Here is a 23,207-nt window from a genome sequence, read left to right as displayed (position 1 = left end):
CCGTGGTCCAGCGCAGCACGCGGGGGCGAGTCTCGCCGGAGTCGATTTTGGGAGCCCCCGGTTCACGGATGGTCCCGGTGTGAGCGTCCGTGAAGCGTGGGCAGGGGTGAATTGTAGCGCCGTCTCACGAGATCCTCCCCCCGCAGCACGCCGCCGGGGGCCGACGACCTCGTCGGAGACGCTCCGGGCGAGAATCGTATCGGCGGAAAGGACCCATACGTGAGCGAGATTTCTTCGGGCACGTCGCCCGGTGAGTTGCTGGCGATCGCCGTCCGGGTGGCCCGGGAGGCGGCGGCCACCGCGCGCCGGATGCGCGACGAGGCGATCGGTGACGTGCAGACCAAGAGCACCGACACGGACGTCGTCACCGCGGCGGACAAGGCGGTCGAGCGTCAGGTGGTGGAGGCGCTGCGGGCCGGGCGGCCGGGCGACGGGGTGCTCGGCGAGGAGTACGGCGACGCCGGCACCACCGAGCCGGGCGCGGTCCGCTGGATCCTCGACCCGATCGACGGCACCGTGAACTACCTGTACGGCCTGCCGCAGTACGCGGTCTCGCTGGCCGCCGAGGTGGACGGCGAGGTGCTGGCCGGCGTGGTGGTGAACGCGGCCACCGGCGACGAGTGGACCGCGACCCGCGGCGGCGGCGCGTGGCGGGCCGGCCGGCGGCTGGCCTGCTCCACCGAGACCGTGCTGGGCCAGGCGCTGATCGGCACCGGGTTCGGTTACGACCCGCGCCGCCGGGCGCACCAGGGCCGGGTGTTCGCCGAGTTGATCACCCGGGTGCGTGACGTCCGGCGCTTCGGCGCGGCGTCCCTCGACCTGTGCCTGGCCGCCGAGGGCAAGCTGGACGCGTTCTTCGAGAAAGGTCTCAACCCGTGGGATCACGCGGCCGGCGGCCTGATCGCCGCCGAGGCCGGGATGGTGGTCGCCGGGCTGAACGGCGCGCCGGCGGGATCGGAGATGGTGCTCCTGGCCCCGCCCGCGCTCTTCCCGGTGCTGCACGACCTGCTGGTCGAGCTGGACGCCGCGGGCGGTGCCTAGGCGGGTGGTCAGCTGTCGGCGTCGGGCTTCTTGGTGACCGGCTTGACGCAGGCGCCCGGGGGCAGCTCCGGCTCGCCGATCTCGACCAGCGACTGGTTCACCTCGGTGGTGGTGGCGAGCTGCTGGAAGTTGTCCCCGATGACGATCTCGATGACCGCGCCCTTGCGCTTCTCGTTGTAGACCATCTTCGACTGGGCGAGGAAGTACGCCCGGACCAGCTGCGCCCGGCCCACGGCGTCCGGGCCGAACCGGATCTCGGCGACCCCGTCGAACTTGGTCTTGCTCTTCCCGGAGGGCTGTACGGTGAACCGGCGGTTCTTGAACTCCGTGGTCACCTGGTCCGCCAGGCCGGCTCGCTTGGTGCCGTTGAGCACCTTGAGGGTGACCTCGGCGGGATCGTCCGGCAACTGCACGTCGGCGAGCGGGGCGCCTTTGGGGCAGTTGGCACCGTTCGCGATGTCCGTCTGCTTGTCGCGGACCAGCGCGACGATGACGAACACGATCGCGGCCACGGCGAGCACGCCGACGACGACGAGCGCTCGGACGCGCGCAAAGCTCATGGGGTTGGCTCCAGGATCGAACGACCGGCCCCGGTGAGGTCGCCGGGCCTGTCGAGAGGTTAGCGTCTGTCCGCCAGGCGCGCGGAAACAGGGAATGCTTCCGGCGCGCCGACGATGATCCAGAGGTCGGGACCCCTACTTTGATGTCGCCTCAGTCACATCGGGAACAATGTGCCGCCAGTGGGCGTACAACTCTGCCGCGACAGCGGTAAGGTTCCGCGCTCGCCGGGCCCTTACTCGGTGTCCGAACGAGTGTCAGAAATCGTCTGGCGGAACCGGGAACCGAAACCACGTCATCGGCGTTACTAACGCCAAGTGACACATCGATACAGGAGAGTGAAAACCGATGGCCACCGACTACGACGCCCCGCGTCGCGATGAGGTCGACCTCGGCGAGGACAGCCTCGAGGAGCTCAAGTCCCGTCGTACCGACTCGCAGTCGGGATCTGTGGACGTCGACGAGGTCGAGGTGGCGGAGAGCTTCGAGCTGCCCGGCGCCGACCTCGCCGACGAGGAGCTGACCGTCAAGGTGCTGCCGATGCAGACCGACGAGTTCCGCTGCTCCCGCTGCTTCCTCGTGCACCACCGCAGCCAGCTGGCCGCGGAGCGGAACGGGGAGCTGATCTGCCGCGAGTGCGCCTGAGAGGGCGTGCTCGCGCGCAGCGCGTTTCACACATTCACGGGGTTTGACCCAGGGACGGAACCGGGCACTTGAGCCGGTGACGACGACGGGGAGGACGACGATGAGTCAACCGGACCGCGTACCCGACTCCGCGGTCTCCGGCGCCGACCCGCTGGAGACCCCGGCGCAGGCGCAGGCCGACGAGGAGCTGGGCCGCACCGTCGCGGCCCTCACCGGCGACGACCTGGAGCCGGCCGGCCGGCGACGGCTGCTCGGCCGCCTGGTCGGCGACGTGCGCCGCCGTGGGCTGAGCCAGGCCTTCAAACCGCGCGCCGCCCTGCGTTGGATGGCCGACGTGGTCGCCGACGTGGCTCCGCACGTCCCGGTGCGCAGCCGGGAGACGCTGCGCCGGCATTTCCCCGGCATGGACGACGACGCCCTCGCCGAGCGCCTGATCCGCAACGCCGCCCGGGCGACGGCCGGCGTGGGCGCGGCCGGCGGCGGCATCGCGTCGATCGAGTGGGCCGCGGCGCCCACCCTGCTCTCCGCGCCGGTGCTGCTCTCCGCCGAGACGATCACCGTGGTGGCGATCGAGTTGAAGCTGATCGGCGAGCTGCACGAGCTGTACGGCGACACGATCGCCGGCAACGGCACCGAGCGCGCGTTCACCCTGATCCAGTCCTGGGCCGGCCAGCGCGGGGTCAACCCGATGCTGCCCGGGGTCGCCGCGGCCAGCGTGCTGAGCACGGCCACCCGGCGCGACCTCCAGAAGCGGCTGCTGCACCGGTTCGGGCGCAACCTCACCTCGTTCGGCCCGATGCTGACCGGCGCCGCGGTCGCCAGTTATCTGAACCGGCGGGCCACCATCGCGGTCGGCGAGCGCGTGCGGGACGACCTCAAGAAGCAGATGCTGAAGAGTCCGAAGCGGCGCGAGCTCGACGACTGACCGCCAGCAGGGTGGTGGCCAGCTCGACCGGCCGCCGGGTGCTGACCACCCAGTACGGCGTCGGGTCGGCCGGGTCGTCGAGCAGCACCTGCACGGCGCCGCCGATCCACGGGCGCTGCACCACGAAGGCCGTGGGGTGCGCGCCGACGCCGAGCGCCTCCCGCTTGCCCGCCGCGTCCAGGGCCACCACGTCGGCGATGAACTCGACCGGCAGCCGGGCGTCGTCGACCAGGAACTCGCCGTCGCGCACCGCGACCCGCAGCCGGCCCAGCGGGAGCAGCAGCAGGATCGAGAGCGGGAGCAGCACCGAATAGGGCAACCAGGCGGGGAGCTCGGGGAATCCCAGGGTCAGCTCGGTGGCCACGATCGCGCCGACCAGCAGTGTGGTGGGCCAGGCCCACCAGGGCAGGCCGAGACGCTCCTGATGGGCCTCGGTGGTGCGGGCCGGGGGCTGGGGTGTCACCCTCGAAGGGTACGGCGCGCCTCCGATGCGGGGCACGGCAGGATGGCAGGGTAGGCACCGCCCGGGGCCGTACTCCAGTGAAGGAATCTTCCGTTGAGCGACGTAGTCATCCAGGTTCGCCTGATCGACCCGGACCTGCCGCTGCCGGCCTACGCGCACCCCGGTGACGCCGGCGCCGACCTGGTCGCGGCCGAGGAGGCGGAGATCGCCCCGGGTGCGCGGGTCAAGGTCCGGACCGGCATCGCGGTCGCCATCCCGGACGGCTTCGTGGGGCTGGTCCACCCGCGTTCCGGGCTGGCCGCTCGCCTCGGGGTGACGGTGCTCAACGCGCCCGGTACGGTCGACGCCGGTTACCGCGGTGAGATTCTCGTCAATCTGATCAATCATGACCCGGCGCAGACCGTGAAGATCTCGCGCGGCGACCGCATCGCCCAGCTCGTCGTCCAGCGGGTGGAGCGAGCGGTGTTCCACCTGGTGGACACCCTCGACGACACCTCGCGGGGCGCCGGCGGGCACGGTTCGACCGGTGGCTTTGGTGAAGGAAAGGCTGGCAGTGATGTTCTCCCGTAAGCGCGAGGGCGCCAAGCACGTACGCGCGGCCGACGCGCCGCCCTCGAAGGCGCTCGCCAAGAGCCTGGCGGCCGACGGTGAGGCCCCGGCGCCCGAGTTCGGCCCCTGGGACCTCCGGCACGCCCCGTCCGACGTGCAGCGGCTCGACCTGGGCAGCCTCCAGATCCCGGCGATCGAGGGCGTCGAGGTGCGGGTGCAGGCCAACCCGGACGGTGGCGTCGAGCAGGTCGTCCTGGTGGACGGCGAGAGCGCGCTCCAGCTCGGGGTGTTCGCGGCGCCGAAGACCGAGGGCATCTGGGACGAGGTGCGCGAGGAGATCGCCACCGCGATGACCGCCGACGGCGTCCAGGCCCGTGAGCTCACCGGCCGGTACGGCACCGAGCTGCTGGCCCGGGTGAACACCCCGGAGGGCCCGGCCGACGTGCGCTTCGTCGGCGTGGACGGCCCGCGCTGGATGGTCCGGGCGCTGTTCCAGGGCGCCGCGGCCGCCGACGCGGCCCGCGAGGGCGTGCTGGGCGTTGCCCTGGAGGGTCTGGTCGTGGTCCGGGACAACGAGCCGCGGCCGGTCCGCGAGCCGCTCCCGCTGCGGTTGCCGCGCGAGATGGCCGAGCAGGGCCCCGGGCAGGAAGTTTGAGACCGGATAGGGTTACCGTGAAATCATGACCACGGAGGAGCGGACCGGCCTGCGCCGGTTCCTGGACCGGCTGACCGCGACCGACTCCGAGCTCGATGCTCGGGAGTTGCAGCGGGACTCGGCGAAATGTGGCGCGATGCCCGCCGGCCAGTGCCGGCGGGGTCAGGTCGTTTCGGTGTCCGGACGACTGCGGACCGTGGCGTACACTCCACGGACCAACCTGCCCACCCTGGAGGCCGACCTCTGGGACGGCAGCGACGTGGTGACGCTGGTCTTCCTGGGCCGCCGGTCGATCGCCGGCATCGAGCCCGGGCGCCAGCTGACCGCGCGCGGCCGGATCGCGATCCGGGACGACCGCAAGGTCATCTACAACCCGTTCTACGAGCTGGAGGCGCCCCGGTGACACCCGGCAACGAGCCGCGCCACGTGGCGCACGAAAGCGTGGAGGAGCGGCTCGCCGAGGACATCGTCGAGGAGCTCGACCTGCACCCGGTGCCGCCGGAGCAGGACGAGGAGGAGCCGCTCCCACCGCTCAGCGAGCAGATCGCCGAGCAGCTCGGCGGGGTGCGGGGCCTGATCGAGTCGAGCATCCCGGTGCTCGCCTTCGTGCTGTTCAACGTGCTGCTGGGCGAGTCGGTGGCCGGCTTCGACAAGGAGACCGCCCTGCTCTGGGCGATCATCGGGTCGGTCGGCTCGGCGCTCGCCATCGGCGGCGTCCGGCTGGCTCGCAAGCAGCCGGTCCGGCACGCGGTCAACGGACTCTTCGGCATCGCCCTCGGGGCGTACTTCGCCTGGCGCAGCGGCGACGCGAAAAACTTCTACCTGCCCGGCATCCTGCTCACCTTCGGGCAGGCGGCGGTGCTGCTGCTCTCGGTGGTGTTCCGGAAACCGTTGATCGGTTACGCCTGGGGCATCATGGCCAACAAGGGCCGGCAGGACTGGTTCGGCAACGCGCGGCTGTTCCGCGCCTTCCAGTGGCTCACCCTGCTCTGGGTGGCCTCGCTGGCGGTGCGGGCCGGGATCCAGTTCTACCTGTGGCAGCTCGGCGAGGCGAACGCTCTGGGCATCGTCCGGATCCTGATCAGCTGGCCGATCTACGCCGCGACGTTCGCCTTCACCGCCTGGGCCATCCACCGGATCACCGCCGCCCAGCGGACCGATCCGGCGGACGCCTAAGCGGGGCCGAGCACCACCGCGCGGATCTGCTCCTCCACCTCGGCGGTGCACACGAAGATCAGCTCGTCGCCGGCCTCCAGCGGGTCGTCCGGGGTCGGCACCACCACGCGCTTGCCGCGCAGGATGGCGACCAGCGCGGCGTCCCGCGGCATCGGCACCGCCCGCAGCGGCTGACCCTCGTACGGCGCGTTCTTCGGCAGGGTGATCTCCACGAGGTTGGCCTCGCCCTGCCGGAACGTCATCAGCCGGACCAGGTCGCCGACCGTCACCGCCTCCTCGACCAGGGCGGCCATCAGGCGCGGCTTGCTGACCGAGACGTCGACGCCCCACTGCTCGGTGAACAGCCACTCGTTCTCCGCCCGGTTCACCCGGGCCACCACCCGGCCGACCGCGAACTCGGTCTTGGCCAGCAGCGAGACCACCAGGTTGGCCTTGTCGTCGCCGGTCGCCGCGACCACCACGTCGCAGGACGCGACGTCGGCCTCCTCCAGGCTGCTCAGCTCGCAGGCGTCGGCCAGGATCCACTGCGCCTCGGGCACCCGCTCCGGGCAGAGCTGGCGCGGCTGCCGCTCGATCAGCATGACCTCGTGCCCGTTGCCGATCAGTTCCTGAGCGATCGACCGGCCCACGTTGCCGGCTCCCGCGATGGCGATGCGCATGTCAGTGCCCTTCGTTTCCGGCGCGCCCGGCGATGTCCAGTACCTTGCCCACAGTCTCGTCGGTGACGAGCATGAACACCTGGTCGCCGTCCTGGAGCACGGTGGACGGCTGGGCCAGCGAGCCCATCCCGAAACGCATCAGGTACGCCACCCGGGCGCCGGTGCCCTCCTCCAGGCTCTTGACCGTGCGGCCCACCCAGTCCCGGTGCAGCGGCGCCTCGACGATGCTGACCACGCTGGTCGGGTCGCGGAAGACCTCGAAGCGCTCCTCGGGCGCCAGGTACCGGAACATCCGGTCGGCGGCCCAGCGGATGGTCGCCACGGTGGGGATGCCGAGCCGCTCGTACACCTGGGCGCGCTTGGCGTCGTAGATCCGGGCCACCACCCGGGAGACGCCGAAGGTCTCGCGGGCCAGCCGGGCCGAGATGATGTTCGAGTTGTCGCCGCTGGAGACCGCGGCGAACGCGTCGGCCCGCTCGATGCCGGCGGCCCGCAGCACGTCCCGGTCGAAGCCGATGCCGTTGACCGTGATCCCGCCGAAGTCCGAGCCCAGCCGACGGAACGCGTCGGCGTTCTGATCGATCACGGCGACCTGATGGCCCCGCGCGTCGAGGTTCTGTGCCAGCGTGGAACCGAGCCGGCCACACCCCATGATCACCACGTGCACGGCTACGTGCCCTCCCGAATCGCTACCGTCCTTGATGAGCCTGCCATGCCCCTCTGCCGCACTGTGTCCGGGGCGGGCAACGCTCGATCACGTCCGGTCGTACTCTTGGCACTCGTGGCAAGTACCACCTCCCTAGCCAAGCGGCTGCTTCTCGGCCGGCCGTTCCGTTCGGACAAGCTGCAACACACGCTGCTGCCGAAACGGATCGCCCTGCCGGTGTTCGCCAGCGACGCCCTGTCCAGCGTGGCTTACGCGCCGGACGAGATCCTGCTGACCCTCTCGATCGCCGGGGCCAGCGCCTTCGCGATCTCGCCCTGGGTGACGCTCGCGGTCGCGGTGGTGATGGTGACCGTGGTCGCCAGCTACCGGCAGAACGTGCACGCCTACCCGTCCGGCGGCGGTGACTACGAAGTGGCCACCGTCAACATCGGCCCCCGGGCCGGCCTCGGAGTGGCCAGCGCGCTGCTGGTCGACTACATCCTGACCGTCGCGGTGTCGATCTCCTCGGGGGTCAGCAACCTCGCCTCGGTGCTGCCCTGGGACTCGATCGGCGAGTACAAGGTCGAGATCGCGGTCGGGGCGGTGCTGCTGCTGACCGCGCTCAACCTGCGCGGGCTGCGGGAGTCCGGCACGGCGTTCGCGGTCCCGACGTACCTGTTCATCTTCGTCATGGTCGGGATGATCTTGACGGGTCTGTTCCGGGTCTTCGTCCTCGGCCAGGACCTGCTGGCGCCCAGCGCCGGGCTGACCATCACCGCCGAGGAGAGTCACCTCACCAGCTTCGCCTTCGTCTTCCTGCTGTTACGGACGTTCTCGTCCGGCTGTGCGGCGCTGACCGGCGTCGAGGCGATCTCCAACGGCGTGCCCGCGTTCAAGCCGCCGAAAAGCAAGAACGCCGCGACCACGCTGCTGCTGCTCGGCGCCATCGCGATCGTGATGCTGTTCGGCATCATCTCGCTGGCCCGGCTGACCCACCTCCAGTACGTCGAGGACCCGACCACCCAGATCCTCGCCGGCCCGCCGAACTACGAGCAGAAGACGGTGACGGCGCAGCTCGCCGAGACCGTCTTCGGCCACGGCTCCTGGCTGGTCGTGCTGGTCGGCGCGATCACCGCGCTGATCCTGTTCCTGGCCGCGAACACCGCGTTCAACGGGTTCCCGGTGCTCGGCTCGATCCTGGCCCAGGACCGGTATCTGCCCCGCCAGTTCCACACCCGGGGCGACCGGCTGGCGTTCAGCAACGGCATCGTCTTCCTGGCCGCCGCCGCGATCGTGCTGATCGTCGCGTTCCAGGCGGAGACCACCCGGCTGATCCAGCTCTACATCGTCGGCGTGTTCGTCTCGTTCACGCTCTCCCAGGGCGGCATGATCCGGCACTGGAACAGGCTGCTGAAGGTCCAGCGAGATCCGGAACGCCGGCGCCGGATGATCCGCTCCCGGGCGATCAACGCGTTCGGCATGGGCCTGACCGGCGCCGTGCTGATCGTCGTGCTGATCACCAAGTTCCTGCTCGGCGCGTGGATCGCCATCGCCGCGATGATCGTGATCTACGGGTTGATGCTGGCCATCCACAAGCACTACACCCGGGTCGCCGAGGAGTTGCTGCCCACCGAGGAGCGCCCGGTGCTGCCGTCGCGCAACCACGCGGTGGTGCTGGTCAGCAAGGTGCACATGCCGACGCTGCGGGCGGTCGCCTACGCGCAGGCGACCCGGCCGGACACGATCACGGCGGTGACGGTCAACGTCGACGACAAGGACACCCGCAACATCCAGGCCGAGTGGGAGCGCCGGGAGCTGCCGGTCCCGCTGACCGTGGTGGACTCGCCGTACCGGGAGATCACCAAGCCGATCATCGACTTCGTCAAGAGCGTGCGCCGCGCCTCGCCCCGCGACGTGGTCACCGTCTTCGTCCCGGAGTACGTCGTCGGCCGCTGGTGGGAGAACCTGCTGCACAACCAGAGCGCGCTGCGGATCAAGGGGCGGCTGCTCTTCGAACCCGGGGTGATGGTGACCAGCGTGCCCTGGCAGCTGCGCTCCAGCCAGGACCGCGACCTGGAGCGGCTGGACCGTGGCCTGAGCCGGGCGCCGGCGCGTGGCCCGCGCTTCCACCCCACGGAGCCGACGTCCGATGCTGATCAGCCGGTGGAGGAGAAGTCTTGACCGCCCCCGAGGATGACCTCGTCGAAGGGGACCGGATCGAGCTCACCGTCGGCGCGCCGGCGCACGGCGGGCACTGCGTGGCCCGGTTCGGCGGCCCGCACGGCCGGGTGGTCTTCGTCCGGCACGCCCTGCCCGGCGAACGCGTCACCGCGGAGATCACCGAGCGGCACCGGGGATACCTGCGGGCCGACGCCGTGGAGATCCACGAGGCGTCGCCCGACCGGGTCACGGCGCCCTGCCGCTTCGCCCACCCGGGCGGCTGCGGCGGCTGCGACCTGCAACATGTCGCGGCCGACGCGCAACTGCGGTGGAAGACGGAGGTGGTCCGGGAACAGCTCGGCCGCCTGGCCGGACTGACCCCCGAAGATCAAGACCGGCTTTCGGTACGCGTGGAGCCGCTCGCCGAGGGCGACGCCGGCCTGCTCGGCTGGCGCACCCGGGTCCGGTACGCGATCGACGCGGCCGGCCGCCCGGGCCTGCTCCAGCACCGCTCGCACCAGGTCGTCCCGATCGACCGCTGCCTGATCGCCCACCCGGCGATCCAGGAGCTCGACCTGCTCCGGCACCCCTGGCCGGAGAGCAACGCCGTGCAGGCGGTCGCCTCCACCGGCGGCGACGTCGCCGTCCTGGACCGTCCCGCCGGAACGTCCGGAACGGCCACCGACGACCCCACCGAGGACCTGGGCGGCGCCGGCCTGATCCGCCGCTCCGGTCCGGAAAAGATCACTGAGGCCGTCGGTGGGCGATCCTGGGAGATCGCGCCGGAGGGCTTCTGGCAGGTGCACCCGGCGGCCGCCGCGACGCTGACCGAGGCGGTGCTGGCGATGCTGCGCCCCGAGCCGGGTGAGGTCGCCTGGGACCTGTACGGCGGCGCGGGCCTGTTCGCCGCCGCCGTCGCCGAGCGCACCGGCGCCCGGACGACGATCGTCGAGTCGTCCCCGCTCGGCGTCGCCGCGGCCCGCGCCGACCTGGCCGGCCTGCCGCAGGTCGAGGTGGTCGCGGCGAAGGTCGAGACGGCGCTGAGCCGCCGCCGGATCACCGGGCCGGTGGACCTGGTGGTGCTGGACCCGCCCCGCGCCGGCGCCGGCGCCAGGGTGGTCCGGGACATCGTGGCGGCCGGCCCGCGCGCGGTCGCCTACGTGGCCTGCGATCCGGCGGCCCTGGCCCGGGACGTGAAGACGTTCCGCTCGCTGGGGTGGGAGCTGGCCGAGCTGCGAGCCTTCGACTGCTTCCCGATGACCCAGCACGTGGAGTGCGTAGCCCTGCTCCTGCCCGCCTGACCACCCACGCCCCGCTCCCTAGTCGCCCGGACCTGCGGCCCCACCGGATCAAGGATCGACGGCTTCACCGGCCGCGAATACGACGGCGGCCTCATCCGTGGCCAACGCCCGCCGCACCGTGTTCCGCCCGACCCCGAGCCTGCGGACGATCGCCTTGATCGGCATCCCCTCAGCCCGATGCAAACCGGCGCATCTTCGCCCAGCTCCTCCGCGCTCAACACCCTCCCGATCTTGGAAGGGGTCCAGATCCACCCGCCGCCTGGGGGGATCGGTTTAGCGCGTCGCCCGAAATGGGTGCTGGCCAGGACGGTGTTCCTTTCCGGCGGGCCGTAGTGCGCCCTAGTTGCCCCGGTTGGTGCGCGGAGCAGTCATTCCGGGGCAGGATCAGGGGCTGCCGAGGTGCCGGACCGATCGAGCTGGTGCTCACGGCCCTATCCCGAGCCCCGTTAGGGCCACCATGGCCAGCTGGGGTTGTTCGGCTGGTGCTTATGGCCCTATCCCGAGCCTGGATAGGGCCACCACGGCCAGCTGGGGGTGTTCGGCTGGTGCTCGGGGCAGGGGCATGAGCATCAGCTTGGGTGGGGCGGTTGCCTGGGTACGGGAGCGGCGGGCGTACGAATGGGTTGGACGGGCCGTAGCCGAGCGGGCACGGGCGGGCTCCGGGCGTACCGGAAATGGGGCTCGGGGATGGGCGGCCCGGCGCCGGCAGGATGGTTTTCCTGCCGGTGGCGCCGGGCGTGGCCGTTACGGGTTGGCGCGCTCGGCGGCGGCGACGGCGTTGCGGAAGAGCATGGCCACCGTGGTGGGGCCGACGCCGCCGACGCGCGGGGTGATGGCGCCGGCGACCTCGGCGCAGGACTCGTCGACGTCTGGGAGGAGGCGGCGGCCCTCGTAGCGGACGCCGGCGCCGATGACGGTGGCGCCGGGCTTGACGTGTTCCGGCTGGATGATGTGCGGGACGCCGACGGCGGCGATCAGGATCTCGGCGCGCTTGGTGTAGCGCGGCCAGTCCTTGACGCCGGTGTGCACCACGGTGACGGCGGCGTTCGCGGTCGGGCGCTTCTGCGCGAGCAGCATCGCGAGCGGGCGGCCCAGGGTGGCGCCGCGACCGAGAATGACCACCTCGCGGCCGGCCACCTCGATGCCGTGGTGGGCCAGCAGCGCCTCGATGCCGGCCGGGGTGCAGGGCAGCGGGCCGGGCAGGCCGACCGCGAGCCGGCCCATGTTGAGCGGGTGCATCCCGTCGACGTCCTTGTCCGGGTCGAGGGTCTGCAGGGCGGCGTCGTAGTCCAGGTGGGCCGGGATCGGGTACTGGATCAGGACGCCGTGCACCGACTTGTCGTCGTTGAACTCGGCGATCACCTTGAGCAGGTCGGCCTGGCCGACGTCGCCGGACAGGTGCCGGTGCGGGGACTCGAAGCCGAGCTCGGCGGCCTGCTTCTGCTTGATCCGGATGTAGCCGGCGCTGGCGTCGTCGTCGCCGACCAGGATGGTGGCCAGGCTCGGCTGGATGCCGCGCTCCTTGAGCTTGCCGACCCGGTCGCGGACGTCGGCCAGGACGGCCTCGGCGACGGGCGCTCCGGGCAGGAGGCGGGCGCCGGTGGTTTCGGTGGTCATGCTGTCTGCTCCTCGGCCGGGGAGCCCAGGCGGACGACTCCCGTGACGAGCTCCCCGATGGTTTCGACCATCCTCGTGCCGCCAGTCGCTGCTTGCCCTCCAGAATGCCTGACGGATGAGGCGTGCCCGTCGGCGGGGGCGGTTTCGGACGAAGAGCCGGATCAAGTTCAAGATCTTCATTGACGCGCGTCCGCCGGGGTGCGGACCGCATGCTCCCGCGCGGGCCGAGGGCGGCGATCTGGCCGCTGGCGCGTCCAGGGCGATCGCCGCCCTCTTCACTGTCCGCGGGTGGTTCCGGAGATCAAGACCCGATGAGGCGCATCGCATCGTGGTCTCGGTTGTCCACAGCCGCGGGTTTTCCACAGCCGGGGGAGCGGGGTGCGCGGATTTTCGGCAGTCTGGTTCGTGGGTGGTCTGCCCCCGGATGGGGCGGGGAATGCCTCGGGGCTCATGCGGAATCCGGGCGGGGTGCCGGGTGGGCTTCGGCGGGTTCGGGGGAGTGGGCGTCGTGGGGGTCGTCGTCGAAGCTGGACTCGTCGAACGGTGCCGCGCCGGAGAGGACCAGGCCGGCCTGTTCGCGGTCGATCTCGTGGGTCCACGTGCCGATCAGGACCGTGGCGACGGCGTTGCCGGCAAAGTTGGTCAGGGCGCGGGCCTCGGACATCAGGCGGTCGATGCCGACGATCATGCCGACGCCGGGCACCAGGTCGGGGCGGTGGCTCTGCAGCCCGCCGGCCAGCGTGGCCAGCCCGGCGCCGGTGACCCCGGCCGCGCCCTTGGACGCGATGATCATGAAGAGCAGCAGGCCGATCTGCTGGCCGACGGAGAGCGGCTGGTCCATGGCGTCCGCGATGAACAGCGACGCCATGGTCAGGTAGATCGCCGTGCCGTCGAGGTTGAACGAGTAACCGGTGGGCACCACGATGCCGACGACCGGTTTTCTCACGCCCAGGTGACCCATCTTGGCGATCAGCCGGGGGAGGGCCGACTCGGACGACGAGGTGGAGAGGATCAGCAGGAACTCCCGGGCCAGATACCGGAAGAGCCGGAAGATCGACATCCCGGCGGCCAGCCGGAGCAGCAGGCCGAGCACCACGAAGATGAAGAGCACGCAGGTGGTGTAGAAGCCGAGCATGATGCCGGCCAGGCTCTTCAGCGCGTCGAATCCGGTGGCGCCGACCAGCGCCGCCATCGCACCGAACGCGCCGATCGGGGCCAGCCACATGATCATCATGAGGATCTTGAAGACGATCCGCTGGAGCAGGCCGATCGCCCGGATCACCGGTTCGCCCCGATCGCCCAGCGACTGGACGGCGAACCCGACCAGCAGCGCCACCAGCAGGGTCTGCAACACCTGGGTGCTGGTCAGCGCGGAGAACAGGGTGTCCGGGATGATCCCGAGCACGAAGTCGACGCCGCCCTCGGCCTGCTTGCTGACCTGGGCCGCGCCGGTCTTCGCGAGTTCGTCGCTCAGGTGCAGTCCGGAGCCGGGGTGCAGCAGGTTGCCGACGACCAGGCCGATCGCCAGCGCCACCGTCGACATGATCAGGAAGTAGACGAGGGCGAGCCCGCCGACCCGGCCGACCTGGGCGGCGCGCCGGACCGAGCCGACGCCGAGCACCAGAGTGCAGAAGATCACCGGGGCGATCATCATCTTGATCAGGTCGACGAATCCGGTGCCCAGGGGCTTCAGCTTGACCGCGAAGTCCGGGAAGACGAAGCCCACGGTGATCCCGAGGATCATCGCGAGCAGCACGGCGAGGTAGAGGAAGTGGCTGCGGTCGCGGCGTCGCGGCGCCTCGGCATCGACGGACATGCGCCGTTCTTACCCAAACCTGTGAAGCGAATCACATGGTTTCACCGGAAGGGCGGAATGTGGAGGAGCTGTGGAGGAATCCGGGTTGACCGTTCGCTCCAGGTCGCCTACACGCGGTGTCCCGATAGACTCGTCGCCTATGAGCGACTCCCCCTCGACCCCGGCCGGCCTGCTGGCGAGCGTCACCGACCCCGGTGCCCTCAAGCGACTGACCGCGGAGCAGCTGACCCTGCTCGCGGCCGAGATCCGTGACTTCCTGGTGGCCAAGGTGTCGCGGACCGGGGGTCACCTCGGTCCGAACCTCGGTGTGGTCGAGATGACCCTCGCCATGCACCGGGTCTTCGACTCCCCACGCGACAAGATCCTCTTCGACACCGGCCATCAGGCGTACGTGCACAAGATCGTGACCGGCCGGCAGGAGGGCTTCGACCAGCTCCGCCAGCGCGGTGGCCTCACCGGTTACCCGAGCCAGGCGGAGAGCGAGCACGACCTGATCGAGAACTCGCACGCCTCCACCGCGCTGTCCTATGCCGACGGCCTGGCCAAGGCGTTCGCGCTGCGCGGCGAGGACCGGCACGTGGTGGCCGTGGTCGGCGACGGCGCGCTCACCGGCGGCATGTGCTGGGAGGCGCTCAACAACATCGCGGCCACGAAGAACAAGCTGGTCATCGTGGTCAACGACAACGGCCGGTCGTACGCGCCGACGATCGGCGGCCTGGCCGACCACCTCTCCACCCTGCGGCTCAACCCGGGCTACGAGAAGGTGCTGGACCTGGTCAAGGACGCGCTCGGCTCGACCCCGGTGGTCGGCAAGCCGGTCTTCGAGGTGCTGCACGCGGTCAAGCGCGGGATCAAGGACGCGATCAGCCCGCAGCCGATGTTCGAGGACCTCGGCCTGAAATACATCGGCCCGGTCGACGGGCACGACCAGCAGGCGATGGAGTCCGCGCTGCGCCGGGCCAAGGGCTTCAATGCCCCGGTCATCGTGCACGCGGTGACCCGCAAGGGCTACGGCTACCGCCCCGCCGAGCAGGACGAGGCGGACTGCCTGCACGGCCCGGGCAGCGCCTTCGACGTGGAGACCGGCAAGCTGCTGGCCGCGCCGACGCTGAAGTGGACCAAGGTCTTCGCCGAGGAGCTGGTGAAGGTCGCCGACGAGCGCCCGGACGTGGTCGGCATCACCGCCGCGATGGCGGAGCCGACCGGCATCGCCGCGCTGGCCAAGAAGTACCCCGAGCGGACGTACGACGTCGGCATCGCCGAGCAGCACGCCGCCACCAGCGCCGCCGGCCTGGCGATGGGTGGCCTGCACCCGGTTGTCGCGGTGTACGCCACGTTCCTCAACCGCGCCTTCGACCAGGTCCTGCTCGACGTCGCGATGCACAAGCTGGGCGTCACCTTCGTGCTGGACCGGGCCGGCATCACCGGCCCGGACGGCCCGAGCCACTACGGCATCTGGGACATGAGCGTCTTCGGCGTGGTCCCCGGCCTGCGGGTCGCCGCGCCGCGGGACGCCGCCACCCTGCGCGAGGAGCTGCGCGAGGCGATCGCGGTCGGCGACGCCCCGACCATCGTCCGGTTCCCGACCGGCGCGGTCGCCCCGGACACCCCGGCGCTGCGCCGGGTCGGCCCGGTCGACGTGCTGCGCGAGGCCGGCAAGAAGGACATCCTGCTGGTCGCGGTCGGCTCGTTCGCCGGGCTCGGCCTGGACGCCGCCGAGCGGCTCGCCGAGCAGGGGTACGGCGTGACCGTCGTCGACCCGCGCTGGATCCGCCCGGTGCCCGCCGAGCTGACCGGGCTGGCCGCCGAGCACCGCCTGGTGGTGACCCTGGAGGACGGCATCCGGGCCGGTGGCGTGGGTGACGCGGTGGCCGCCGCGCTGCGCGACGCCGGGCTGATCAAGCCGCTGCGTGACTTCGGCGTGCCGGCCGGCTTCCACCCGCACGGCTCCCGGGCCGAGATCCTCGCGTCGCTCGGCCTGACCGCGCAGGACATCGCCCGGGACGTGACCGAGTGGGTGTCCCGCCTGGACGCCGGTGACGCGGTGCGGGAGCCCGCGCTCTGAGTGACGAGCGTCTCCGTTATCCAACCGTTACCTTTGACGGATGGGTGCGGAGACGGTCGTCATCGACCTCGGCCTCGACCGGGGAGAGCCGGAGTCCTACGAGCGGCCACGCCGGTCGACCGTTCCGGCGTGGTTCGCCCCGGTCGTCCTGGCGGTCGTCCTGCTGATCAGCTCGGCCGCCTCGGCGGCGCCGCCGAGGCCGCCCTTCACCGAGCTGCTCCGGGTCCGGATGAGCCCGGCCGACCCCTACCTGCTCACCGGTGGCGAGCTGCTCGCCCAGTCCTACGGGCGGCTGACCGCGTACGACCTGGGCAGCGGGGCGCTGCGCTGGCGGGCCGCCGAGTCGATCCCGGTGTTCCGGCTGCGCACCTCCCGCGGGCTGGTGCTGATGCGCCCGTGGACCACCGGTTTCGCCGAGCCGGGCACCACGGCGTTCGCGGTCGGCACCGGCACCCGGGAGTGGCGGAACCCGCGCAGCGTGATCACCATCGCCGGCGGCGACGCGCTTCTCGCGGTGAGCGGCACCCGCAGCCCGTCCGGCGCCGACCGCCGGGTGCGCGGCACCGTCGAGGTGCTCGACCCGGTCACCGGCCTGGCCCGCTGGCAGGTCCGGGTGCCGTCCACCGCGGTGGTGCTGGGCGTGCCCGGCCCGGCCGACACCGGCGCCCGGATGCTGCTGATCCGCGACGACCGCACCGCCGTCCTGTACGACCTGGCCGACGGCCGGCAACTGGCCACCCGGACGCTGCCCGGGGCGAACTACGCGCCGGACAACCCGGTGGTCGCCGGGGGCGCGCTGGTGCTGCGGCATCCCGGCGCGGACGGCATGGAGGTCTCCGCGTACGACCCGGCGACGCTCCGCCCGCTCTGGACCGAGCCCGCCGAGGGGACCCTTCAGGTGTACGCCTGCGGCCTGCTCGCCTGCTTCGTCGGCTCGGGCTGGGTGCGCGCCGTCGACCCGGCGACCGGCGACGACCGCTGGGCGCGCACCGGCTGGCAGGCGGTCGAGGAGCGCGGCGACGCCCTGCTGACCTTCCCGGACGCCACCGACACCGGCAAGCCGTCCGCGCTGGTGGACCCGGCGAGCGGCCGGGTGCTGGTCGGCCTGACCGGGTGGCGGCCACTCGCCGGGATGAACGGGTCCGGCCGGATGCTGGTCTCCCGGGTGGTGCGCGACGGCGCGCGTACCATGGTCGCGGTCGCCGACCCGGGCACCGGCCGGCTCCGCCCGATCGCCGAGCTGCCCGCCGGCGTCACCGAGTGCGAGGCGGCACCGAGCCGGCTGGTCTGCCGCTCGGTCTCCGGCGACCTGGTGGTGTGGGCGTACGACGAGGCGGCGGGCGGGAGCTGACCGCCGTACCGAAAAAGGCGGAGCCGACCGCCGTACCGAAAAGGCGGAGCTGACCGCCGTACCGAAAAGGGTGTGGCTTTGACGGTGATCGAGCTGGACCGCGACGCGCCGCTCGACCCGCACCCTGCCTCGCGCCCGCCGCTCGCGGCCTATCGCCGCGCCGGCCTCCTGATCACCCTGGTCCTGCTCGCGGTCCTGGGCGGCGCGGCGCCGGCCGCCGGACTCGGCTGGCGATACCTCGGCGCGGTGCCCGCCGCGGCCGCCCCGGACGGGCCGATCGCGCTGGCCGGCGGCCGGCTCTACACGGTGGACACCACCGGCACGCGGCCCGCGGTCACCGCCTGGAGCCCGGACCGCCCGCCGGCCCGGCTGTGGACCACCCGGGTGCCGGTCGGCGACGACCCGGGCGTGGTCCCGGCCGGCTCGGTCACCATCCGGCAGGCCGGCGAGGTGGTGCTGCTGACCGCCGGGGTGGCCACCACCGCCGTGGACGCCGCCACCGGCCGGATCCGCTGGTCGTCGCCGATCGCGGTGAGCGTGCTGCCGGGCAGCGGCGCCGGGGTCACGGTGGACCGGGTGTTCCGGGCCGGCACCGAGTACGACCAGGAGTCCGGCGATCCCGGCCCGCTCTACTTCTCGGCCACCGGCGAGCCGCACACCGAGCCGCCGCTGCGCACCGAGGTGCGCGGCCTGGACCTGGCCGACGGGCGGACGCTGTGGACCGTCACGCCGGGCGGCTCGGTCACCGTCGACGTGCCGGCCGGCGACGAGCCGGCCGTGCTGATCACCTCGTCGCGGCTGCTCACCCTGGTCTCCGGGCGCACCGGGGAGGTGCTGCGGGAGACCGCGCTGCCGCAGCTCGGCGGGCACGGCCCGGCCAGTTCGTCGCTGCTCGGCGACGTCGCCCTGGTCAGTTACCGGGAGCCGAGCCGGCAGGTGGCGTTCCAGGCGCACACCCTGCGGCAGCTGTGGAGCCGGGCCACCCGGGACGCCGAACTGCTCGCCGACCCGGCCGACTGCCAGGGCGTGCTCTGCGACGGCGGGCACGGCGACCTGCGGGTGCTCGACCCGGGCACCGGCGCGGCCCGCTGGCGGGTGCGGGAGGACGTCGACCTCGCGCTGCGCGCCGGGTACGTGCTGGAGACCGACGCGGCGTCCGGCGAGCCGGTGCGGCTGACCGACCCGCACACCGGGGCGTCCCGGGTGGACCTGACCGGCTGGACCGCGGAGGTGGCCGGGGCCGCCGACCAGCCGCTGCTGCTGCGCCGGGAGGAGGGCCGGGGCGGGCAGGCGTTCGCCGTGGTGGTGCCCGGGCACGCCGAGGTCCGGCGGCTCGGGGTGGCCGGCGCCGGGCTGGGCGACTGCGACGCGGACGGGCACTACCTGGTCTGCCGGTCCGCCGGCGGCGGCGATCTGCGGATCTGGGCATACCGCATCTGAGTCACCGCGCGCACACTGAGGGTGTCCCACAAGGGGGCGCGGCGTGCGGGATGTCCTGATCGACCTGGGCGACGTGCGGACCGGTGACCGGGTGACCGACCCGGCGCCGCCGGCCCGTGACCGGGTCCTGCTCGCGCTGCTCACCGGGGTGCTCACGGTGCTGCTCGGCGGGGCGGCCCATGCCCGTCCGCCGGCGCCGCCGGTGATCGTCCCGGCCGGGCTGGGCTATCTCATGGCGGTGGCCGGCGACCGGCTGTACGTGGTGAGCGCCGGCCAGCCGATCGGCGCCCCGGTCCGGGAGCAGACCATCCGGACCTACGCGCTGCCCGCGGCCACCCTGCTGGCCAGCAACACCGTCCGGGTGCACGGCGAGGTTCGCGCGGTGCTGGCCGCCGGGGCGGACCGGCTGCTGGTGAACTACCAGGACGAGCGGACCGCCACGTTCACCACGATCGCGCTGCGCGCCGGGGTGCCGGAGCCGCTCTGGGAGCGCCCGGCGCAGATCTTCGGCGTCGACCCGGTGGCCGGGCTGGCCCTGGTCCGGGAGGAGTCCGCGACGTTCCGGGACGCCGACTGGCACGGCATCGACCTGGTGACCGGGCGGCCGCGGTGGACGCTGCACCAGCCGGCCGGGGACGACGTGGCGGTCGGCGACAGCGGCAACGCCTTCCCGGAACGCCTGTACGCGCTGACCTCGGGCGGGGTGCTGGCGGCGTACCTGACCCGGACCGGGCAGCAGACCGCGCGAGCCCTGGTGCCGGAGCGGCGCGCGGGGGTGACCACCAGCCTCTGGCCGGCCGGCGACCTGGTGCTGATCAGCGCCGGGCCGTCCGGGACCACCGGTTACGACACGGTGGCCGGGCTGGCCCCGATCTGGCACAGCGGGCTGAACCTGAGCTGGTACCGCGGGCCGGCCGCGTGCGGGGACCTGATCTGCGCCTACCTGCCGCAGCGGGGGATCCTGGTGATCGACCCGCGGACCGGGCGGGAGCGCTGGTCCTCGGACCGCTGGGAGTACGCCACCCGGCTCGGCGACTACCTGCTGGTCGGCCGCCCGGACGCGGCCCAGCCGGAGCTGATGGTGGTGCGGGCCGAGACCGGGGACGTGCTGGGCTCGGCGGGGCTGTGGCGGTCGGCCGGGGCCGGGGCCTACGTGACCCGCAGCGTGCCGGGGGAGGACCGGATCTGGTACGGCGTCCTCGACCCGGGCCGCCGCCGGGTCGGCCTGCTCGGGGCCGCCGACCGGGTCACCGGTGACTGCGTGTTCGCGACGGGGGCGCTGGTCTGCCGCCGGATCGACGCCGACGTCGGGGTGTGGCGGCTGAAGTAGCCTGCACCTACCGGCTGCTTGACGGAGGAACTGCGGTGCGCGTGTTGGTGGTGGAGGACGAGCGGACGATGGCCGACGCGATCGCTCGCGGGCTGCGGCGGCACGGGATGGCGGTCGACGTGGCGTACGACGGCTTGCAGGGCCACGAGATGGCGTACGTGACCCGCTACGACGTGGTGGTGCTGGACCGGGACCTGCCCGGCATGCACGGTGACGAGATCTGCGCGGCGCTGGTCGAGTCCGGCGCGCTGACCCGGGTGCTGATGCTGACCGCCAGCGGCTCGGTCGCCGAGCGGGTCGAGGGCCTCCAGCTGGGCGCCGACGACTACCTGCCCAAGCCGTTCGCCTTCGACGAGCTGGTGGCCCGGGTGCAGGCGCTGGGCCGGCGGGCCACCCCGCCCGCCCCGCCGGTGTTCAGCGTGGGCAACCTGGTGCTGGACCCGGCCAAGCGCGCGGTGACCCGCGGCGGCCTGCCGGTCGACCTGACCAACAAGGAGTTCGGCGTGCTGGAGGTGCTGCTCAAGGCGAGCGGCGCGGTGGTCTCCAGCGAGGAGCTGCTGGAGCGGGTCTGGGACGCGAACACCGATCCGTTCACCACCACGGTCCGGGTGACCGTGATGACCCTGCGGAAGAAGCTCGGTGATCCGCCGCTGATCGACACCGTGGTCGGGGCCGGTTACCGGGTCGTGACCACGTGACGATCTATCAGGGACAGCAGCCGGGTGTGCAGCACACCGGTCTGCTCCGCCGGCTGACGCGGCCCACCCTGCGGCTGCGGCTCACCCTGCTGAACGGGATCCTGCTGGTCGCCGCGGGCGCGGTGCTGGTGGTGCTGGCCTGGCTGCTGGTCGACGAGTCGCTGCACCCGGCCGACGAGCTGCGGGCCGGCTCGACGGTCACGCTGAACGACGGCACCGTCGAGGAGGCGCGGGTCTGGCAGACCAAGATGGTCGACCAGGCCTCCGACCAGTTGCTGATCAAGGGGCTGAGCGCGCTGGTCGCGATCGGCATCATCGGGACCGCCGGGGGATACCTGGTGACCCGGCGGGCGCTGCGCCCGCTGCACACCGTCACCCAGACCGCGCAGCGGCTCGGCGAGGAGACCCTGGACCAGCGGATCCGGTACGCCGGCGCGGACGACGAGGTGGCCGAGCTGGCCCGGACGTTCGACGCGATGCTGGACCGGCTGGCCGGCGCGTTCGAGTCGCAGAAACGGTTCGTCGCGAACGCGTCGCACGAGCTGCGCACCCCGCTCGCCGTGATGCGTACCGAGATCGACGTGACGCTCAGCGACCCGGAGGCCGACGTCGCCGAGTACCGGCGGATGGCCCGGGTCGTCCGGGACGCCTCGACCCGGGCGAACGGCCTGGTCGACGCGCTGCTGGTGCTGGCCCGCTCGGAGGCGCAGTCCGGCCGGCGGCTGGTCCGCAAGGTGCCGGCCGACCTGGCCACCAGCGTCTACAACGCGCTGTCCGCGGTGCGGACCGAGGCCGAGCGGATGAAGCTGGAGGTGACCACCGACCTGGTCGCGGCGCCGGTGGTCGGCGACCCGAGCCTGCTGGACCGGCTGGCCGGCAACCTGATCGAGAACGCGATCCGGTACAACCACCTGCTCGGCCGGCTCTGGCTGCGGACCTCGTCGGTGGACGGGCAGGTCCGGCTGATCGTCGGCAACACCGGGCACGAGGTCGAGCAGACCGAGGTGCCGGGGCTGTTCGAACCGTTCCGCCGGGGTGGCTGGGAGCGGACCGGGTCCCGCGGGTCCGGGCTGGGGCTCTCCATCGTCCGGGCGGTGTGCGACGCGCACGGCGGCACGGTCTCGGCGATCGCGCTGGCCGACGGCGGCCTGGAGGTCACCGTCTCGCTGCCGGCCGCCGACACCACACCGGTGGTGGCGGCGACCGCGAGCGTGCCCCGTCTGATCGGCCGGACGGGCCCTAACTGACCTGCTCGATCTGCTTGCGGAGCGCGGGCAGTTCGGTTTTCGCCTTGCTGACCGACGTGTAATACCACACCAGCATGCCGACGCTGCCCTTGTCGCTCCAGATGCAGACGGCCAGGTCGACGCCGGCGGTCTCGCCGCTGCCGCACTTGGCCGCGCCGCCGTAGGAGCCGGTGTCGACCGCGACGATGTCGTCGACCGAGATGCCGGTCAGGCTCATGCTGGTGATGTTCTTGCTGAGCTCGAGCTCCGGGTTCGGGATCGGGGCGGCGACGCCGATCGCCATCACCATGTTCTTCTTCGCCGGGGTGCCGTAGAACGCGCCGAACGAGGTGGTGGCCCCCGGGTAACCGGTGAGCAGGCCGTCCTCCATCGTCTTGGTGATGTCGCCGAACTCCGAGGTGGTCAGTTTCGGCCGGCCGCCCAAGGTTTCCGGCTCGACCACGGTGATGTCCGCGGCGGTCGGCGTCTTGCCGTCCTTGTCGTCGCCGGTGTCGTCCTTCTCGGCCAGCAGGCCGATCGTCACCAGGCCGCCGACGCAGAGCACCAGCACGATCGCGATGGAGAGCAGCACGATCGGGACGACCCGCGACTTCTTCGGCGGCGGAGGCGGGTAGCCGGGCTGGCCGAAGGGCGGCTGCGGGTAACCGGCCGGCGGGTAGCCCGGCTGGGCGTAACCCGGCGTGAAGGGCTGGGTGGGCGGCTGGTCCGGGGCCGGGCCCCAGCCGGGCGGCGGCGCGCCGTAAGCCGGCGGCACCGAGCCCGGAACGTCCGGGTTCGGCACGCCGGGGAAGGGCTGGCCGGAGTAAGGGTCCTGCGACATCGACGGGCTCCACGATCAGAAGTAGTGCGGGGCAGCTTATCCGCG

22 protein-coding genes, 1 pseudogene and 1 riboswitch are annotated in these 23,207 nt (G+C 72.3%); of the genes and pseudogenes, 15 read left to right on the top strand and 8 right to left on the bottom strand.

Annotation, left to right across the window (positions count from 1 at the left end):
• Window positions 1-219 precede the first annotated feature (219 nt).
• Complete coding sequence (locus tag Aiant_RS14470) at window positions 220-1,041, top strand: inositol monophosphatase family protein (RefSeq protein WP_189336446.1); 822 nt, start codon at window positions 220-222, stop codon at window positions 1,039-1,041.
• 8 nt (window positions 1,042-1,049) lie between these two features.
• Here the strand turns inward: Aiant_RS14470 and Aiant_RS14465 are convergent, their stop codons facing one another.
• Window positions 1,050-1,601 carry a LytR C-terminal domain-containing protein gene (locus tag Aiant_RS14465; RefSeq protein ID WP_189336447.1) on the bottom strand — a complete coding sequence of 184 codons (552 nt, stop codon included), beginning with the start codon at window positions 1,599-1,601 and terminating at the stop codon, window positions 1,050-1,052.
• Between the two features lie 346 nt (window positions 1,602-1,947).
• On the opposite strand from Aiant_RS14465, the gene Aiant_RS14460 reads away from it, so the two are divergent.
• Window positions 1,948-2,244: a DUF4193 domain-containing protein gene (locus tag Aiant_RS14460; protein WP_189336448.1), complete on the top strand. Its 297-nt coding sequence runs from the start codon at window positions 1,948-1,950 to the stop codon at window positions 2,242-2,244.
• Between the two features lie 100 nt (window positions 2,245-2,344).
• Window positions 2,345-3,169, top strand: a complete 825-nt coding sequence (locus tag Aiant_RS14455; RefSeq protein WP_189336449.1) for a hypothetical protein — start codon at window positions 2,345-2,347, stop codon at window positions 3,167-3,169.
• Here the strand turns inward: Aiant_RS14455 and Aiant_RS14450 are convergent.
• A complete protein-coding gene (locus tag Aiant_RS14450; protein WP_189336450.1) occupies window positions 3,120-3,632 on the bottom strand; it encodes a DUF3093 domain-containing protein in 513 nt (170 codons plus the stop codon). The genes Aiant_RS14455 and Aiant_RS14450 overlap by 50 nt on opposite strands.
• A gap of 93 nt (window positions 3,633-3,725) precedes the next feature.
• On the opposite strand from Aiant_RS14450, the gene dut reads away from it, so the two are divergent.
• From dut to Aiant_RS14430, 4 genes are read left to right on the top strand one after another with little or no spacing between them, the layout of a single operon-like run.
• Window positions 3,726-4,202: a dUTP diphosphatase gene (gene dut / locus Aiant_RS14445; RefSeq protein WP_189336451.1), complete on the top strand. Its 477-nt coding sequence runs from the start codon at window positions 3,726-3,728 to the stop codon at window positions 4,200-4,202.
• Window positions 4,189-4,836: a DUF3710 domain-containing protein gene (locus tag Aiant_RS14440; protein WP_189336452.1), complete on the top strand. Its 648-nt coding sequence runs from the start codon at window positions 4,189-4,191 to the stop codon at window positions 4,834-4,836. The genes dut and Aiant_RS14440 overlap by 14 nt, the downstream gene beginning before the upstream one ends.
• A 25-nt stretch (window positions 4,837-4,861) precedes the next feature.
• A complete protein-coding gene (locus tag Aiant_RS14435) occupies window positions 4,862-5,239 on the top strand; it encodes an OB-fold nucleic acid binding domain-containing protein (RefSeq protein WP_189336453.1) in 378 nt (125 codons plus the stop codon).
• Window positions 5,240-5,262: 23 nt separating this feature from the next.
• Window positions 5,263-6,012, top strand: coding sequence for a DUF3159 domain-containing protein (locus Aiant_RS14430; protein WP_306415861.1), 750 nt, complete (start codon window positions 5,263-5,265; stop codon window positions 6,010-6,012).
• Here Aiant_RS14430 and Aiant_RS14425 read toward each other — a convergent pair.
• A complete protein-coding gene (locus tag Aiant_RS14425; RefSeq protein WP_189336455.1) occupies window positions 6,009-6,671 on the bottom strand; it encodes a potassium channel family protein in 663 nt (220 codons plus the stop codon). The two genes, Aiant_RS14430 and Aiant_RS14425, sit on opposite strands and share 4 nt — an antisense overlap.
• 1 nt (window position 6,672) lies before the next feature.
• Entirely contained in the window at window positions 6,673-7,338 is a 666-nt protein-coding gene (locus Aiant_RS14420; protein WP_189336456.1) for a potassium channel family protein, read from the bottom strand.
• A 114-nt stretch (window positions 7,339-7,452) separates the two neighbouring features.
• Here Aiant_RS14420 and Aiant_RS14415 point away from each other — a divergent pair, with 114 nt between their 5' ends.
• Window positions 7,453-9,498, top strand: coding sequence for an APC family permease (locus tag Aiant_RS14415; RefSeq protein ID WP_229831420.1), 2,046 nt, complete (start codon window positions 7,453-7,455; stop codon window positions 9,496-9,498).
• Window positions 9,495-10,778 carry a class I SAM-dependent RNA methyltransferase gene (locus Aiant_RS14410; RefSeq protein ID WP_189336458.1) on the top strand — a complete coding sequence of 428 codons (1,284 nt, stop codon included), beginning with the start codon at window positions 9,495-9,497 and terminating at the stop codon, window positions 10,776-10,778. Before Aiant_RS14415 ends, Aiant_RS14410 begins: the two co-directional genes overlap by 4 nt.
• Before the next feature lie 23 nt (window positions 10,779-10,801).
• Here Aiant_RS14410 and Aiant_RS45700 read toward each other — a convergent pair.
• From Aiant_RS45700 to Aiant_RS14400, 3 genes and pseudogenes are all read right to left on the bottom strand, one after another.
• A pseudogene (locus Aiant_RS45700) lies at window positions 10,802-10,971 on the bottom strand (helix-turn-helix domain-containing protein); the annotation flags it as partial.
• 551 nt (window positions 10,972-11,522) lie between these two features.
• Window positions 11,523-12,395 carry a bifunctional 5,10-methylenetetrahydrofolate dehydrogenase/5,10-methenyltetrahydrofolate cyclohydrolase gene (locus tag Aiant_RS14405; protein ID WP_189336459.1) on the bottom strand — a complete coding sequence of 291 codons (873 nt, stop codon included), beginning with the start codon at window positions 12,393-12,395 and terminating at the stop codon, window positions 11,523-11,525.
• Between the two features lie 16 nt (window positions 12,396-12,411).
• Window positions 12,412-12,494: riboswitch (ZMP/ZTP riboswitch) on the bottom strand.
• 349 nt (window positions 12,495-12,843) lie between these two features.
• Window positions 12,844-14,211, bottom strand: coding sequence for a cation:dicarboxylate symporter family transporter (locus Aiant_RS14400; protein ID WP_189336460.1), 1,368 nt, complete (start codon window positions 14,209-14,211; stop codon window positions 12,844-12,846).
• Window positions 14,212-14,350: 139 nt separating this feature from the next.
• Between Aiant_RS14400 and dxs the strand changes: the two genes are divergently transcribed.
• From dxs to Aiant_RS14370, 6 genes are all read left to right on the top strand, one after another.
• Window positions 14,351-16,276, top strand: a complete 1,926-nt coding sequence (dxs, locus tag Aiant_RS14395) for a 1-deoxy-D-xylulose-5-phosphate synthase (RefSeq protein WP_189336461.1) — start codon at window positions 14,351-14,353, stop codon at window positions 16,274-16,276.
• 40 nt (window positions 16,277-16,316) lie between these two features.
• Window positions 16,317-17,627, top strand: a complete 1,311-nt coding sequence (locus tag Aiant_RS14390) for an outer membrane protein assembly factor BamB family protein (RefSeq protein WP_189336462.1) — start codon at window positions 16,317-16,319, stop codon at window positions 17,625-17,627.
• Window positions 17,628-17,711: 84 nt separating this feature from the next.
• A complete protein-coding gene (locus Aiant_RS14385) occupies window positions 17,712-19,067 on the top strand; it encodes an outer membrane protein assembly factor BamB family protein (RefSeq protein ID WP_229831428.1) in 1,356 nt (451 codons plus the stop codon).
• Window positions 19,068-19,110: 43 nt separating this feature from the next.
• A complete protein-coding gene (locus tag Aiant_RS14380; RefSeq protein ID WP_189336464.1) occupies window positions 19,111-20,397 on the top strand; it encodes an outer membrane protein assembly factor BamB family protein in 1,287 nt (428 codons plus the stop codon).
• A gap of 35 nt (window positions 20,398-20,432) precedes the next feature.
• Window positions 20,433-21,095, top strand: a complete 663-nt coding sequence (locus tag Aiant_RS14375; RefSeq protein WP_185037311.1) for a response regulator transcription factor — start codon at window positions 20,433-20,435, stop codon at window positions 21,093-21,095.
• A 2-nt stretch (window positions 21,096-21,097) separates the two neighbouring features.
• Complete coding sequence (locus Aiant_RS14370; RefSeq protein ID WP_229831429.1) at window positions 21,098-22,342, top strand: sensor histidine kinase; 1,245 nt, start codon at window positions 21,098-21,100, stop codon at window positions 22,340-22,342.
• Here the strand turns inward: Aiant_RS14370 and Aiant_RS14365 are convergent.
• Complete coding sequence (locus tag Aiant_RS14365) at window positions 22,335-23,162, bottom strand: hypothetical protein (protein ID WP_189336465.1); 828 nt, start codon at window positions 23,160-23,162, stop codon at window positions 22,335-22,337. The two genes, Aiant_RS14370 and Aiant_RS14365, sit on opposite strands and share 8 nt — an antisense overlap.
• Between the last annotated feature and the right edge of the window lie 45 nt (window positions 23,163-23,207).

The sequence above is a fragment of the Actinoplanes ianthinogenes genome (assembly GCF_018324205.1).
GTDB lineage: Bacteria > Actinomycetota > Actinomycetes > Mycobacteriales > Micromonosporaceae > Actinoplanes > Actinoplanes ianthinogenes.
This window is presented reverse-complemented; position numbering and strand designations above follow the sequence as displayed.

Excerpts from the sequence above, each read along its gene's own strand:
- Aiant_RS14425 (WP_189336455.1), bottom strand. The coding sequence starts at position 6,671 with ATGCGCATCGCCATCGCGGGAGCCGGCAACGTGGGCCGGTCGATCGCT.
- Aiant_RS14455 (WP_189336449.1), top strand. The coding sequence starts at position 2,345 with ATGAGTCAACCGGACCGCGTACCCGACTCCGCGGTCTCCGGCGCCGAC.
- Aiant_RS14440 (WP_189336452.1), top strand. The coding sequence starts at position 4,189 with ATGTTCTCCCGTAAGCGCGAGGGCGCCAAGCACGTACGCGCGGCCGAC.
- dxs (WP_189336461.1), top strand. The coding sequence starts at position 14,351 with ATGAGCGACTCCCCCTCGACCCCGGCCGGCCTGCTGGCGAGCGTCACC.
- Aiant_RS14465 (WP_189336447.1), bottom strand. The coding sequence starts at position 1,601 with ATGAGCTTTGCGCGCGTCCGAGCGCTCGTCGTCGTCGGCGTGCTCGCC.
- Aiant_RS14365 (WP_189336465.1), bottom strand. The coding sequence starts at position 23,162 with ATGTCGCAGGACCCTTACTCCGGCCAGCCCTTCCCCGGCGTGCCGAAC.
- Aiant_RS14435 (WP_189336453.1), top strand. The coding sequence starts at position 4,862 with ATGACCACGGAGGAGCGGACCGGCCTGCGCCGGTTCCTGGACCGGCTG.
- Aiant_RS14460 (WP_189336448.1), top strand. The coding sequence starts at position 1,948 with ATGGCCACCGACTACGACGCCCCGCGTCGCGATGAGGTCGACCTCGGC.
- Aiant_RS14400 (WP_189336460.1), bottom strand. The coding sequence starts at position 14,211 with ATGTCCGTCGATGCCGAGGCGCCGCGACGCCGCGACCGCAGCCACTTC.
- Aiant_RS14405 (WP_189336459.1), bottom strand. The coding sequence starts at position 12,395 with ATGACCACCGAAACCACCGGCGCCCGCCTCCTGCCCGGAGCGCCCGTC.
- Aiant_RS14390 (WP_189336462.1), top strand. The coding sequence starts at position 16,317 with ATGGGTGCGGAGACGGTCGTCATCGACCTCGGCCTCGACCGGGGAGAG.